Here is a 12,592-nt window from a genome sequence, read left to right on the forward strand (position 1 = left end):
GGGTGCGAGGTCAGCACCCGGCCTTCCCTGCGCCCTCTTTGAAGAGGGTGGAGAGATCAAAGCAAAGCTCGGGCGAGATGTGCCGCGAGGATGCGAAGGTGTGTCTGGCGCTACACCCTCGCTGTCATCGCCCGGCTTGACCGGGCGAGCCAGTACTCCGAGACGGCAGTGATTGAGCCGAGAGGTCGCGGCGTACTGGATTCCCCGCCTTCGCGGGGAATGACACCGGTGACTGGAGCGAGAGCGAAGCGCTATCGAAAGAACGCTCCCTTACACTTCCCGTCGGCTCAAGAACGCCAGGCGCTCGAACAGATGCACATCCTGCTCGTTCTTGAGCAGCGCGCCGTGCAGCGGCGGGATCAGTTTTCGCGGGTCGCGCTCGCGGAGCTGCTCGACGCTCATGTCTTCGTTGAGCAGCAGCTTCAACCAGTCGAGCAGCTCGGACGTCGACGGCTTCTTCTTCAGGCCGGGCACCTCGCGCACCTCAAAGAAGATGCGCAGCGCTTCTTCCACCAGGCGCTTCTTGATGCCGGGGAAGTGGACGTCGACGATCCGGCCCATCGTGTCGGCGTCGGGGAACTTGATGTAGTGGAAGAAGCAGCGGCGCAGAAACGCGTCCGGCAGCTCCTTCTCGTTGTTGGAGGTGATCATCATGATCGGGCGCTGCTTGGCCTTGATCGTCTCGCCGGTCTCGTAGACATGGAATTCCATGCGGTCGAGTTCGAGCAGGAGATCGTTCGGGAATTCGATGTCGGCCTTGTCGATCTCGTCGATCAACAGCACCGGGCGCTGCTCGGCGGCGAAGGCGTCCCACAGCTTGCCGCGCTTGATGTAGTTCTTGATATCGGACACGCGCGCATCGCCGAGCTGGCTGTCGCGCAGGCGCGACACCGCGTCGTATTCGTAGAGGCCCTGCTGCGCCTTGGTGGTGGACTTGATGTGCCAGGTGAGCAGTGGCGCGTTCAGCGCCTTCGCCACTTCCTCCGCCAGCACCGTCTTGCCGGTGCCGGGCTCGCCCTTGATGAGGAGCGGGCGCTCCAGCACGATCGAGGCGTTGACCGCGACCTTGAGATCGTCGGTCGCAACATAGTCCTTGGTGCCGGTAAATTTCATTGCGCGTCCTTGTTGGTCGTCGGCCGAAGCGGTCCTCGGTCGCGACAAGGGAACGGCCGCTCATGGCGGCCGTTCCTGGTTCGGTCAGGCTTTCAGACCCGTTTTATCAGCGAAAGGATGACGAGCACAATCACCGCACCCATCCCGCCACGCGGACAATCCAGCCCAGACGCCCTGGATGTGCCCGTCCCCTTGACGCCAGCCATCCGAAAGGCAATCTGTCACCCATGTTCCTGCAATTCTTCACCTCTCTGCGCGATGCGCAGGTCCCCGTGACGCTGCGCGAATACCTCACGCTGATGGAGGCACTCGACGCTGACCTGTCGGACTATTCGGTCGAGAATTTCTACTATCTTTCGCGCACCTCGCTGGTGAAGGACGAGCGTAATCTCGACAAGTTCGACCGCGTGTTCGGCACGGTGTTCAAGGGGCTGGAGAGCCTGCTCGACGCCATGGAGAAGGCGGAGATCCCCGAGGAGTGGCTGAAGAAGCTCGCCGAGAAATACCTCTCCGAGGAAGAGAAGAAGCAGATCGAGGCCATGGGCTGGGACAAGCTCATGGAGACCTTGAAGAAACGCCTCGAGGAGCAGAAGGGCCGGCATCAGGGCGGCTCGAAATGGATCGGCACCGCCGGCACCTCGCCGTTCGGCGCGCATGGCTACAATCCCGAAGGCGTCCGCATCGGCCAGGAGAAGAACCGCAACAACCGCGCCGTGAAGGTGTGGGACAAGCGCGAGTTCAGGGATCTCGACGGCAATGTCGAGCTCGGCATCCGCAACATCAAGGTGGCGCTGCGCCGCCTGCGCAAGTTCGCGCGCACCGGCGCACCAGATGAGCTCGATCTCGACACCACCATTCGCGAGACCGCCAATCACGGCTATCTCGATGTCCACATGCGTCCCGAGCGGCGCAATGCGGTCAAGCTTTTGGTGTTCTTCGACATCGGCGGCTCGATGGATTCGCATATCGAGCAGGTCGAGGAGCTGTTCTCGGCGGCGAAGAGCGAGTTCAAGCACATGGAGTATTTCTACTTCCACAACTGCCTCTATGAAGGCGTGTGGAAGCAGAACAAGCGCCGCTTCACCGATCGCACGCCGACCTGGGACGTGCTGCACAAATATCCGCACGACTACAAGGTCGTGTTCGTCGGCGACGCCTCGATGTCGCCTTACGAGATCATGGTGCCCGGCGGCTCGGTGGAGCACGTCAACGAGGAGCCCGGCTCGGTCTGGCTCGACCGCATCATCCGCACCTATCCGCATTCAGTGTGGCTCAATCCGGTCGCCCAGAAGCACTGGGACTATTCGGAATCGACTACCATCATCAAACGCATCTTCGCCAACCGCATGTACCCGATCACGATCGAGGGACTTGAGGGGGCGATGAAAGAATTGACGCACTAGCTCTTTGTCATTCCGGGGCGCGACGAAGTCGCGAGCCCGGAATCCATCGGGCCGCAGAGTTAGTGGAGAAATGGATTCCGGGCTCGCGCTGCGCGCCCCGGAATGACAAGGGAGAACCACATGCCCCAAAACATCACCCGCGGCATCAAGGCGCTGATCGACGAGGCCAATGCTGAGATCGAGACGCTCACCGCCAAGGACGCCATCGAGATCTCCAAGAACGGCGACGTCGTCATCGTCGACATCCGCGACCCCCGCGAGATCGAGCGCGACGGCCGCATCCCGGGCGCGTTCTCCTGCACGCGCGGCATGCTCGAATTCTGGATCGATCCGCAGAGCCCGTATGCCAAGCCGGTCTTCCAGGAAGACAAGAAGTTCGTGTTCCATTGCGCCGGCGGCCTGCGCTCCGCGCTCGCGGCCAAGACCGCGAAGGACATGGGCCTGAAGCCCGTCGCCCACATCGCCGGTGGCTACGCCGCCTGGCGCGACGCCGGCGGCCCGACGGAGCAGTGGGAGCCGAAGAAGAAGGAGTGAGGGTGCAGTCGCTGCTCTCTCCACCCGTCATTCCCCGCGAAAGCGGGGAATCCAGTACGCCGCGGCCTGTCGGTTGAATCACAATCGTCTCGGCGTACTGGATCGCCCGGTCGAGCCGGGCGATGACAGCGGAGTTTGACGCGCACGGCTTCAACCTCGCTCGCGCTACACGCCCCGGAATGACCATAAAGGAAAGACCGATGACCTCCGCCACCGACCCCCTCGTCTCCACCGAATGGCTCGCCGCCCACATCGCCGACGCCAACGTCAAAGTGCTCGACGCCAGCTTCAAGCTGCCGGGCGTGCTGCCGCTGCCGAAGGACGACTATCTCGCCGCGCACCTGCCGGGTGCCGCGTTCTTCGACGTCGATGCGGTGTCGGACCATTCCAACCCGTTGCCGCACATGTATCCGAGCGCCGAGCAGTTCGGCCGCGATGTCGGCAATCTCGGCATCTCCAATGCCGACACGGTCGTGCTCTACGATGCCGGCGGCTGGGTCGCCGCGCCGCGCGCATGGTGGATGTTCCTGGCCTTCGGCCACAGCAATGTGCGCATCCTCAATGGCGGCCTGAAGAAGTGGCGCGCCGAGGGGCGTCCGGTCGAGAGCGGCGAGGTGAAGCCGAAGGCTGCGACGTTCAAGGCGAGCTACGATCCGAAGCGCGTGCGCAGCATGCAGCAGCTGATCGCCAATGTCGAAAGCCGCGCCGAGCAGGTGATCGACGCACGCGCCGCCGACCGCTTCGAAGGCCGCGCGCCCGAGCCGCGCGCGGGCATCCGCTCCGGTCACATCCCCGGCGCGCGCAACGTGCCCTACAACCAGCTGTTTGATGCCGTGACCGGCACGATGAAACCGCTCGAGGATCTGCGCGCCGCCTTCACCGGCGCCGGCGTGAAGCTCGATGCGCCGATCGTCACGAGCTGCGGCTCCGGCGTCTCGGCCGGCGTGCTGACGCTCGCGCTCTATCGCCTGGGTGTCACCGACACCGCCCTCTATGACGGCTCATGGTCGGAATGGGGCCAGGAGAAGGGCCCGCCGATCGCGACCGGGCCGGCGTAAATCCTATTGGCGCGTGCGCGTGGCCGTCGTGGCGAGCGTCTGCTGCTGCTGCCGGCCGAACGGATCGAGCGCCTGCTGTAGCTGCTGAGGCGGCGGGCGCCGCACGATGCGGTGCCGCTTCTTCGGCTTGTGCGCACGCGGCTTGGCCGTTGCGCTGTCGGCCTTGGTCTTCGCCGGCGCAAGCTCGTTCAGCGCGGCCATCCTGGCCGCTGCAATGTCGCTCACGCGCGATGCCAGCGCTGGTGTCGCGGTGCGCGGCACCTCGGTGGCGCTGACGATTGGTGCGGGCGTTGTCGTCGCGGTAGAAGCCGCCGTGTCGGCCGGGGTCAGTGTGTCAGCGGGTGCGGGAGCCGCAGCCTCGCCCTTGGCCGGCTCAGGGGCCGGCCCTTCGGTGGCGGGCGGAGCCGTCTCTGCGGGTGGCGCGACGGCAACGACCCGAGGCTCCGGTTGGGCCTGAGGTTGGGCCTCCAGCGTCACTGCAGCCATCTGCTCGGGCCCGGTCTCGACCGCGGGCAGCCCGATGCTCGGGACCTGCTCCGGCACCACAGGCGCCGCCTCATTGGCCGCCGGCGCCACCCGGAGCGCCGCGAGCACCGGCTGGGCCGGCTCGGAGGCCTGCGCGAACATCCGCTCCTGCGGGCCGTTCCGCCAAGAGGGATTGCTGACATACTGCTCGTGGCTCGCCCGTAGCAGCGAGGCGGCGCCTAAGCCGAATACCAGGATGGAGGCTGACAGCAGGATCGCGGCAAGCAGGAAGCGAAAGCCGGGAAGCATCGGACGGGTTACAAATTTCCGCCCCGGCGTGTGGCCAGGGCCCATGAGCCATCTGAACGCGGTGACGGTACTGATTGCCGCGTTCGCCATGCGGGAATTCGAGCTCAAAGCGATGGCGAATCAGGCTGATTCGAACATATCGCAACGCCTCCGCTCAGTTCCGCAAAAAATCGGACGGATGACTCCGGCAATCTACGGCGTGATGCGATTTCCGTCCCGTGATGCAACGGGGCAACTGTGTGCGATTGCATCACAAATCGCTAAATCAGGCACAATTCAGCCTGTTATGTCTTGAATGTGCCGCTATCTTCGGTCATCTGGCCGTTGACGGCTCGGACGGGGCCCGGGGGCTAACAAGAGCGATGATGATCAAACATTTTCTGACGATATGCGCTGCCGCAACAGTCGCTGCGGCGGGAACCTCGCTCGCACAGGCCCAGAGCTATCCGGTTCAGCAGGCGCCGAGCTACGGCGCTCCGGCCGAATACCGGCCCGGCGACCGCACCCCGAATTTCGACGCTCTGGAAGATGACGACGACGCGATGCCGCAGGCTTCGCTGCCGCCGCCGGGTCCCGCCGATGATCCGCGCTACGGCCGCCCCGCCGGCGCTCCCCCGGTCTATTCGGCCGCCCCGCCGCAGGGCCCGGTCATGTCGCCGGATGATCCGCGTTACGGCCGTCCGGCTGGCGCTCCGCCCGTTTATTCCGCCGCCCCGCCGCAGGGTCCGGTGATGTCACCCGATGATCCCCGTTATGGCCGCCCCGCTGGCGCGCCCTCGGTGATCTATGCCGACCGTCCGGGCCAGGCGCCCGCCAGCGACGGCATGCGTCCGCCGGAAGCCGTCGGTGGTTCGGCCGCGACCGGCGCGGTCTCGCAGCCGCCCGCTGTCGGTGCCGATGGCCGGCCGATGTCGGTCGCCTCATTGCCGCCCGAGGAGCAGCCTGACGCAGCACCGGCGCAACTGGCGCCGAACCTGCGCCGTCAGGAAGTGTCGCTGGCGACCAAGGAGCCGGCCGGTACGATCATCGTCGATACTCCGAACACCTACCTGTATTACGTCCTCGGCAATGGCCGTGCGATCCGCTACGGCGTTCGCGTTGGCCGCGACGGCTTCACCTGGACCGGCGTGCAGAAGATCACGCGCAAGGCCGAATGGCCGGATTGGCATCCGCCGACGGAAATGATCGAGCGCCAGCCCTATCTGCCGCGCTTCATGGCCGGCGGCCCCGGCAATCCGCTCGGTGCCCGCGCGATGTATCTCGGCTCGACCGTGTATCGCATCCACGGCACCAACCAGCCCTCGACGATCGGCAAGTTCGTGTCCTCCGGCTGCATCGGCATGCTGAACGACGATGTCTCGGACCTGTTCGAGCGCACCAAGGTCGGCACCCGCGTGGTGGTGATGCCGGGCGGCCCTGCGCCGGGAACGGCGACCGCATCGGCAGCGCCTGCGCCGGCTCCGATGGCCGCCCAGGCCGGCCCGGCTCCGGGTACGCAACCGACCGTGGTGCCGCCGCTGCCCGCGCCAGTCACCGTGCGCTAACTCTCCTCGTCAGTGCTGATTGAATCAGCGGCGCGTGTGCATCGGCCACGCGCCGCTTTCGTTTGATGCATGCCCGTCCGGTTCCCGTGCATTCGCCCCGTTGAATCCTCACAGACGTTGACTACCTGCCGAGGAAGTTGCAACGAATTCGAGGAGCGCACGATGCGAATCTTTGTTGCGGGCGCGACCGGTGCGGTCGGGCAGTATCTTGTTCCGGCGCTGATCGCGGCGGGGCATTCGGTGGTTGGTACGACACGGAGTGCGGCAAAAGCAGACCTCGTGCGTCGATTGGGTGCGGAGCCGGCCGTCGCCGACGGCCTCGATGCCGGCAGCATGCGCGCTGCGGTGTCTGCGGCAAAGCCGGACGTGGTCGTCCATCAGATGACGGATCTCGCGGCCGCCACCGACCTCCGCCATTTCGATCGCGCCTTCGCGCGAACCAACGAGCTCCGCACGCGCGGAACCGACATTCTGCTCGACGCTGCACGCGAGGCCGGCGCCAGGCGCTTCATCGCGCAAAGCTTCTGCGGCTGGACCTTCAGCCGCAACGGAGGAACGGTCAAGACCGAGGTCGATGAACTTGACCCACATCCGCCGCAGGAACTGCGACGCACGCTTGAGGCAATCCGGTATCTGGAGCGGACCGTCACCGCATCGACGACGCCGGAAGGGATCGTGCTGCGCTATGGATTCTTCTATGGGCCTGAGACCGGCACGCTCTCGCCGGCGATGATCGACCAGCTGCGCCACCGCCGTGTGCCGGTGATCGGCAGTGGCGCCGGCACGTGGTCGTTCATTCACACCGAGGATGCCGCCTCCGCCACGCTTGCTGCGGTCGAGCGCGGACGCGCCGGCAACGTTTACAACGTCGTCGACGATCATCCGGCGCAGGTGAAGGATTGGTTGCCGGCGTTGGCCGAACTGATCGGTGCCAAGCCGCCGCTCCACGTTCCTGCCTGGCTCGGGCGCCTGCTTGCGGGCGAGCACATGGTGGCGATGATGACAGAGGTGCGTGGGGCGTCGAATGCCAAGGCGAGACGCGAACTCGATTGGCAGCCGGCGAAGTCGTCGTGGCGCCAGGGATTTGCTGAATTCGCGAGGGCCTCGGCAGCACAGCGCGCCGCGGCGTGACGGGCCTACCTCAGGCCAGCTTCCGCGGCAGCTCGCTTCCCCTGGTCCAGGCATCGATCGCCTCGACCATCTGTCCGTAATGGATGCGCAAGCCGTCCTCGGTCGCGTAGCCGAGATGCGGCGTCAGCACGAGATTGTCGAGCTTGCGGAAGGAATGGTCGACCGGCAGCGGCTCGACCGAGAACACGTCGATGCCGGCGCCCGCAATCTTCCGCTGCTGCAAGGCTTCGAGCAGCGCCTGCTCGTCCACGATCGGCCCGCGCGCGGTGTTGACGAGGAACGCGGTCGGCTTCATCCGCGCGAGGTCTGCGCGGCCGACGAGGCCGCGTGAGCGCTCGCTCAGCACCACATGGATGGTGACAACATCGGCCTTGGCGAACAGCTCCTCCTTGCTGGCGTAGCCAACGCCGGCCGCCGCGCACTTCTCCGGCGTGAGGTTCGGGCTCCAGGCGATCACGTTCATGCCGAAGGCCTTGGCAATACTGGCCATCTTGGTGCCGAGCTTGCCGAGGCCGACAACGCCGAGCGTGAGACCTTCGATCTCGACACCGGCAAAGGTTTGCCAGGGCTCGCCGGCATGCATGCGCGCATTCTCGCGGCCGATGCCGCGGGTCAGTTCCAGGATCAGGCCCATGGTCAGCGGCGCGGTCGGATCGCGCGAATATTGCGTGCCGCCGATGGTGACGCCTTTCGCCTTCGCGGCCTCCACGTCGATCGCGGCATTGCGCATGCCGGAGGTGAGCAGCAGCTTCAGCTTGGGCAGCTTGTCAAACAGGCTCTTGGGGAACGCCGTGCGCTCGCGCATCGCGCAGATGATGTCGAAATCGGCCAGCGCGCTGGCTGCGGCCTGTTCCGAGGCGAAGGGATGGCTGAACACGGTGGCATCGACACGGTCGGACAGTTTCGGCCAGTCGGCGACGTCGAGAGCGAGGTTGAAGTAGTCGTCGAGAATTGCACAGCGCAGCCGCGTCATCAGCGTTCATCCATGGCGAGAGGTGGCAGCGCCAGGCGGAGGGGCCCCATCGTCGGAACCGGGCCATGGTTGCGCGCAATCACGCCTGCGCGCAAGCAGTCTGGGTCTTCAAAAATCCGTAGGCAAGATCCGATAGGGAGGCGCAGCTCAGAGATCGCGGGGCTTCAGCCGGATCGGCGCATCCATGCCGTGCTTGGCGCGCCAGGCCGGGCCGGGGCCGCGCATGTAGTGCAGTTCGGGCCGGTAGGGGTTGAAGGCCGTGGCGAAGAATCGCGTCCAGAAGCCCTTGATCTCCGAGACGAGCGCGGAGGCGCGGCCGGCTTCCGCCGGAACGGGAAGGGAATTGGTCTCGATCAGAGCCATGATGGGCCTCGCTGTGCTCCCGTTCATTCTGGGCGGGTGGCGCTGTTTCCGCGCGAAACCGAGCTTTGGCCTGATTTATTAAAAGAAGGTTTCAATTGTCCGGGACGGGGTCCGGATGGTGTCCGCCCGGTATTCATCCGTGGTGAACGGAGGGAAAACATTGCCCTTTGGGGGCGGGATCGTTACATCGGCGGCAAGCAAATCTCCTCAAATCGAAGGTTTTCGGGACCGATGGCGCGCCAGTTTATCTATTTCATGCAGGGCCTGACCAAGAGCTACCCGACCCGCAAGGTGCTCGATAACATCCATCTGTCGTTTTACCCGGACGCCAAGATCGGCGTGCTCGGCGTCAACGGCTCGGGCAAGTCGACGCTGCTCAAGATCATGGCCGGCCTCGACAAGGAATATAACGGCGAGGCCTGGGTCGCGCAGGGCGCCCGCGTCGGCTACCTCGAGCAGGAACCGCATCTCGATCCGGCGCTGTCCGTGCGCGAGAACGTCATGCTAGGCGTCGCCAAGCAGAAGGCCATCCTCGATCGCTACAACGAGTTGGCGATGAATTACTCCGAGGAAACCGCCGACGAGATGACCAAGCTGCAGGACGAGATCGAGGCCCAGGGCCTCTGGGATCTCGACAGCAAGGTCGACCAGGCCATGGATGCGCTGCGCTGTCCGCCCGATGATGCCGATGTGACGAAACTCTCAGGCGGTGAGCGCCGCCGCGTCGCGCTGTGCAAGCTGCTGCTCGACCAGCCTGAGCTGTTGCTGCTGGACGAACCGACCAACCATCTCGACGCCGAGTCGGTGTCGTGGCTCGAAGGCCATCTGCGCACCTATCCCGGCGCGATCCTGATCGTCACCCACGATCGCTACTTCCTCGACAACGTCACAAGCTGGATCCTCGAGCTCGATCGCGGCAAGGGCATTCCCTACGAGGGCAATTACTCGTCCTGGCTGGTGCAGAAGCAGAAGCGGCTCGAGCAGGAAGGCCGCGAGGACGCCGCGCATCAGAAGACGATCGCACGCGAGCAGGAATGGGTGGCGTCCTCGCCGAAGGCGCGCCAGGCCAAGTCCAAGGCGCGCTATCAGCGCTACGAGGAATTGCTCAAGCAGGCGAGCGATAAGCAGACCCAGACCGCGCAGATCATCATTCCCGTCGCCGAGCGGCTCGGTGCCAACGTCGTCGACTTCGAAACCCTCAGCAAGGGCTATGGCGATCGTCTCCTGATCGACGATCTCACCTTCAAGCTGCCGCCTGGCGGCATCGTCGGCGTGATTGGCGCCAACGGCGCCGGCAAGACCACGCTATTCAGGATGATCACCAAGCAGGAAACCCCGGACAAGGGCACCATCACGGTCGGCGAGACAGTGCATCTCGGCTATGTCGACCAGTCGCGCGACGCGCTCGATGGCAGCAAGAACGTGTGGGAGGAGATCTCCGGCGGCAACGAGCTGATCTTGCTCGGCAAGAAGGAAGTAAACTCGCGCGGCTATTGCTCGTCGTTCAATTTCAAGGGCGCCGACCAGCAGAAGAAGGTCGGCGCGCTCTCGGGCGGTGAACGCAACCGCGTGCATCTCGCCAAGATGCTGAAGTCCGGCGCCAACGTGCTGCTGCTCGACGAACCGACCAACGACCTCGACGTCGACACGCTGCGCGCGCTCGAAGAGGCGCTGGAGGATTTCGCCGGCTGCGCCGTCATCATCAGCCATGATCGCTGGTTCCTCGACCGCATCGCGACCCACATCCTGGCCTTCGAAGGCGACAGCCATGTCGAATGGTTCGAAGGCAATTTCCAGGACTACGAGAAGGACAAGATGCGCCGGCTCGGCCAGGACAGCATCATTCCGCACCGCGTGAAGTACAAGAAGCTGACGCGGTGATCTCGGCATGATGCGACGGGCGCTCATCGCTGCGGTGATTGTCGTCACCTGCGGATGGACGTCCGCCCGCGCCGCCGATGCCGCCTTTACCCAATTCATCGGCTCGCTCTGGCCGGAAGCGCAAGGGGCCGGCGTTTCCCGCGCGACGTTCGATCAACAGACGCGCGGGCTCGATCCGGATTACAAGCTGCCTGATCTGATCCTGCCCGGGCGACCTGCGACCGGCGCGCCGTCGCAGGCCGAGTTCGTGCAGGTGCCGGCGGACTATGTCAGGGAAGGCGCGATCGCGAGCCTCGCGGGCGAGGGGCAGCGGTTGCTGCAGAAATACAATGCCGCGCTGACGAAGATCGAAAAGAGCTCCGGCGTGCCCGCCACCGTGATGCTCGCGATCTGGGGACGCGAGACTGATTACGGCCGCTACACACTGCCTTACGATCTCGTCCGCGTGCTGGCGACGCAGGCCTATGTCGGCCGGCGCAAGGACACCTATCGCAACGAGTTTATCCTCGCGCTGAAGATCCTCGGCGAGGGCGTGGTGACGCGCAAGGACATGCGCTCGTCCTGGGCCGGCGCCACCGGGCTCACGCAGTTCCTGCCGTCCGAATATTACAAGCATGGCGTCGATTTCGACGGCGACGGCCGCGTCGACATCTGGCACTCGGTGCCCGATGCGCTGGCCTCGGCCGCGCAGCAGCTCGTCAACAAGGGCTGGCAGAGCGGCGTGCGTTGGGCCTATGAGGTGAAGGCGCCGGCAAGGGTCGACTGCACCACCGGCGTGCCCGAGGTGACGAAGCCGATCGGCCAGTGGCTGCGTGAAGGCTTCGTGCCGGTGCGCGGCGAGAGGCTCAGCGCGGCCGAGCAGGCGCAACCGGCATCACTGCTCCAGCCGGAGGGCATCTATGGTCCGGCGTTCCTGACCACGAAGAACTACTTCGTCATCAAGGAATACAATTTCTCCGACCTCTATGTGCTGTTCGTCGGTCATCTCAGTGACCGCATGACGAGCCCGTTGCCGTTCGCGACGCCTTGGGCGACGTCGAAGCAATTGCGCACGAAGGATGTCGAGGCGATGCAGCTCGGGCTGACGCGCGCCGGGCTCTACAAAGACAAGATCGACGGCAAGGCCGGCATGCAGACGCGCGCTGCGCTTGGCGCCTATCAGAGGTCGGCCGGGCTCAAGGTCGATTGCTGGCCGAGCGAAGAGGTGCTGCGTTCGATTCAGGCGGCGCGCTAACAAGTCGTCAAAAAGAAAAAGCCCGGCCGATGGTCTCGGCCGGGCTTCGTCGCGGCGCTTGATCAGCGCGGTGCGACCAGATCAGTAGCAGACGCGAACCGGGCGAACGGTCCAGCCATAGCCGTCCCAGTAGCGCTGACGCTGCCAGTAGCAGGGCGGGGGCGGCGGGCCAGGCTCGGCCACGTACACCGGTCCGCCGTAAGCGGGACGGCTCGACGCGATGGCGCCGCCGATGATCGCGCCGCCGAGCAGGCCGGCCGCGATACCGACGCCAACGCCGTCATGGGCCTGAGCGGACGGAGTGGCGGTCACCAGCGAACCGGCGATCGTCGCAACCGTGAGGGCGGCAACAATAGTCTTCTTCATGCTCTTGGCTCTCCTGGGAGATGGACGCTCCTCGTTGGGAGCGTCCGGGTTTCAAAGGTTCACGCACACTCTGATGGAATTGGCCTTGCAGCTAGGAAGCGCGCAAATGGTCAATCCACGGTAAACGCACACGGAGCTGTGACGAGAAAAAGCGGTCTTTTTCAGGCCCGGAGATGAACGGCGCACCCGTAGTGAACCGGCTCATTTGAATCGGTTCA

General features: G+C 64.9%; 13 protein-coding genes. 8 read left to right on the forward strand and 5 right to left on the reverse strand.

All coding sequences use genetic code 11. From position 1 onward, the window contains the following. Positions 1–270: 270 nt before the first annotated feature. On the reverse strand, positions 271–1,113 hold the full coding sequence (locus tag YUA_RS0103370; protein WP_027529387.1) for a MoxR family ATPase: 843 nt from the start codon (positions 1,111–1,113) through the stop codon (positions 271–273). Positions 1,114–1,340: 227 nt separating this feature from the next. On the opposite strand from YUA_RS0103370, the gene YUA_RS0103375 reads away from it, so the two are divergent. The 3 genes from YUA_RS0103375 (at position 1,341) to sseA (ending at position 4,108) form a co-directional block, all read left to right on the forward strand. Further along, a complete protein-coding gene (locus YUA_RS0103375; RefSeq protein ID WP_027529388.1) occupies positions 1,341–2,516 on the forward strand; it encodes a VWA domain-containing protein in 1,176 nt (391 codons plus the stop codon). Positions 2,517–2,636: 120 nt separating this feature from the next. Further along, the gene (locus tag YUA_RS0103380) at positions 2,637–3,050 is read left to right on the forward strand and encodes a rhodanese-like domain-containing protein (protein WP_027529389.1); all 414 of its coding nucleotides are present in this window, start codon (positions 2,637–2,639) and stop codon (positions 3,048–3,050) included. A gap of 200 nt (positions 3,051–3,250) precedes the next feature. Beyond that, positions 3,251–4,108: a 3-mercaptopyruvate sulfurtransferase gene (sseA, locus tag YUA_RS0103385; RefSeq protein WP_027529390.1), complete on the forward strand. Its 858-nt coding sequence runs from the start codon at positions 3,251–3,253 to the stop codon at positions 4,106–4,108. A 3-nt stretch (positions 4,109–4,111) separates the two neighbouring features. Here the strand turns inward: sseA and YUA_RS0103390 are convergent, their stop codons facing one another. Beyond that, a complete protein-coding gene (locus tag YUA_RS0103390; RefSeq protein WP_035970476.1) occupies positions 4,112–4,927 on the reverse strand; it encodes a hypothetical protein in 816 nt (271 codons plus the stop codon). On the opposite strand from YUA_RS0103390, the gene YUA_RS50860 reads away from it, so the two are divergent. The 3 genes from YUA_RS50860 (at position 4,926) to YUA_RS0103405 (ending at position 7,557) form a co-directional block, all read left to right on the forward strand. Beyond that, a complete protein-coding gene (locus tag YUA_RS50860) occupies positions 4,926–5,177 on the forward strand; it encodes a hypothetical protein (protein ID WP_027529392.1) in 252 nt (83 codons plus the stop codon). The genes YUA_RS0103390 and YUA_RS50860 overlap by 2 nt on opposite strands. Before the next feature lie 70 nt (positions 5,178–5,247). Next, positions 5,248–6,426: a L,D-transpeptidase gene (locus tag YUA_RS0103400; RefSeq protein ID WP_035970478.1), complete on the forward strand. Its 1,179-nt coding sequence runs from the start codon at positions 5,248–5,250 to the stop codon at positions 6,424–6,426. Positions 6,427–6,588: 162 nt separating this feature from the next. Beyond that, positions 6,589–7,557, forward strand: coding sequence for an NAD(P)-dependent oxidoreductase (locus YUA_RS0103405; RefSeq protein ID WP_027529394.1), 969 nt, complete (start codon positions 6,589–6,591; stop codon positions 7,555–7,557). A gap of 10 nt (positions 7,558–7,567) precedes the next feature. Here the strand turns inward: YUA_RS0103405 and YUA_RS0103410 are convergent, their stop codons facing one another. After that, positions 7,568–8,530 carry a D-2-hydroxyacid dehydrogenase family protein gene (locus tag YUA_RS0103410; protein WP_027529395.1) on the reverse strand — a complete coding sequence of 321 codons (963 nt, stop codon included), beginning with the start codon at positions 8,528–8,530 and terminating at the stop codon, positions 7,568–7,570. Positions 8,531–8,677: 147 nt separating this feature from the next. Next, positions 8,678–8,893: a hypothetical protein gene (locus tag YUA_RS0103415; protein WP_027529396.1), complete on the reverse strand. Its 216-nt coding sequence runs from the start codon at positions 8,891–8,893 to the stop codon at positions 8,678–8,680. Positions 8,894–9,124: 231 nt separating this feature from the next. On the opposite strand from YUA_RS0103415, the gene ettA reads away from it, so the two are divergent. Both ettA and YUA_RS0103425 read left to right on the forward strand, forming a co-directional pair. After that, the gene (ettA, locus tag YUA_RS0103420; protein WP_027529397.1) at positions 9,125–10,774 is read left to right on the forward strand and encodes an energy-dependent translational throttle protein EttA; all 1,650 of its coding nucleotides are present in this window, start codon (positions 9,125–9,127) and stop codon (positions 10,772–10,774) included. Positions 10,775–10,781: 7 nt separating this feature from the next. Beyond that, complete coding sequence (locus tag YUA_RS0103425; protein ID WP_027529398.1) at positions 10,782–12,008, forward strand: lytic murein transglycosylase; 1,227 nt, start codon at positions 10,782–10,784, stop codon at positions 12,006–12,008. A gap of 81 nt (positions 12,009–12,089) precedes the next feature. Here the strand turns inward: YUA_RS0103425 and YUA_RS0103430 are convergent, their stop codons facing one another. Further along, the gene (locus YUA_RS0103430; protein WP_027529399.1) at positions 12,090–12,374 is read right to left on the reverse strand and encodes a hypothetical protein; all 285 of its coding nucleotides are present in this window, start codon (positions 12,372–12,374) and stop codon (positions 12,090–12,092) included. Between the last annotated feature and the right edge of the window lie 218 nt (positions 12,375–12,592).

The sequence above is a fragment of the Bradyrhizobium sp. WSM3983 genome (genome assembly GCF_000473045.1).
Lineage (GTDB): Bacteria > Pseudomonadota > Alphaproteobacteria > Rhizobiales > Xanthobacteraceae > Bradyrhizobium.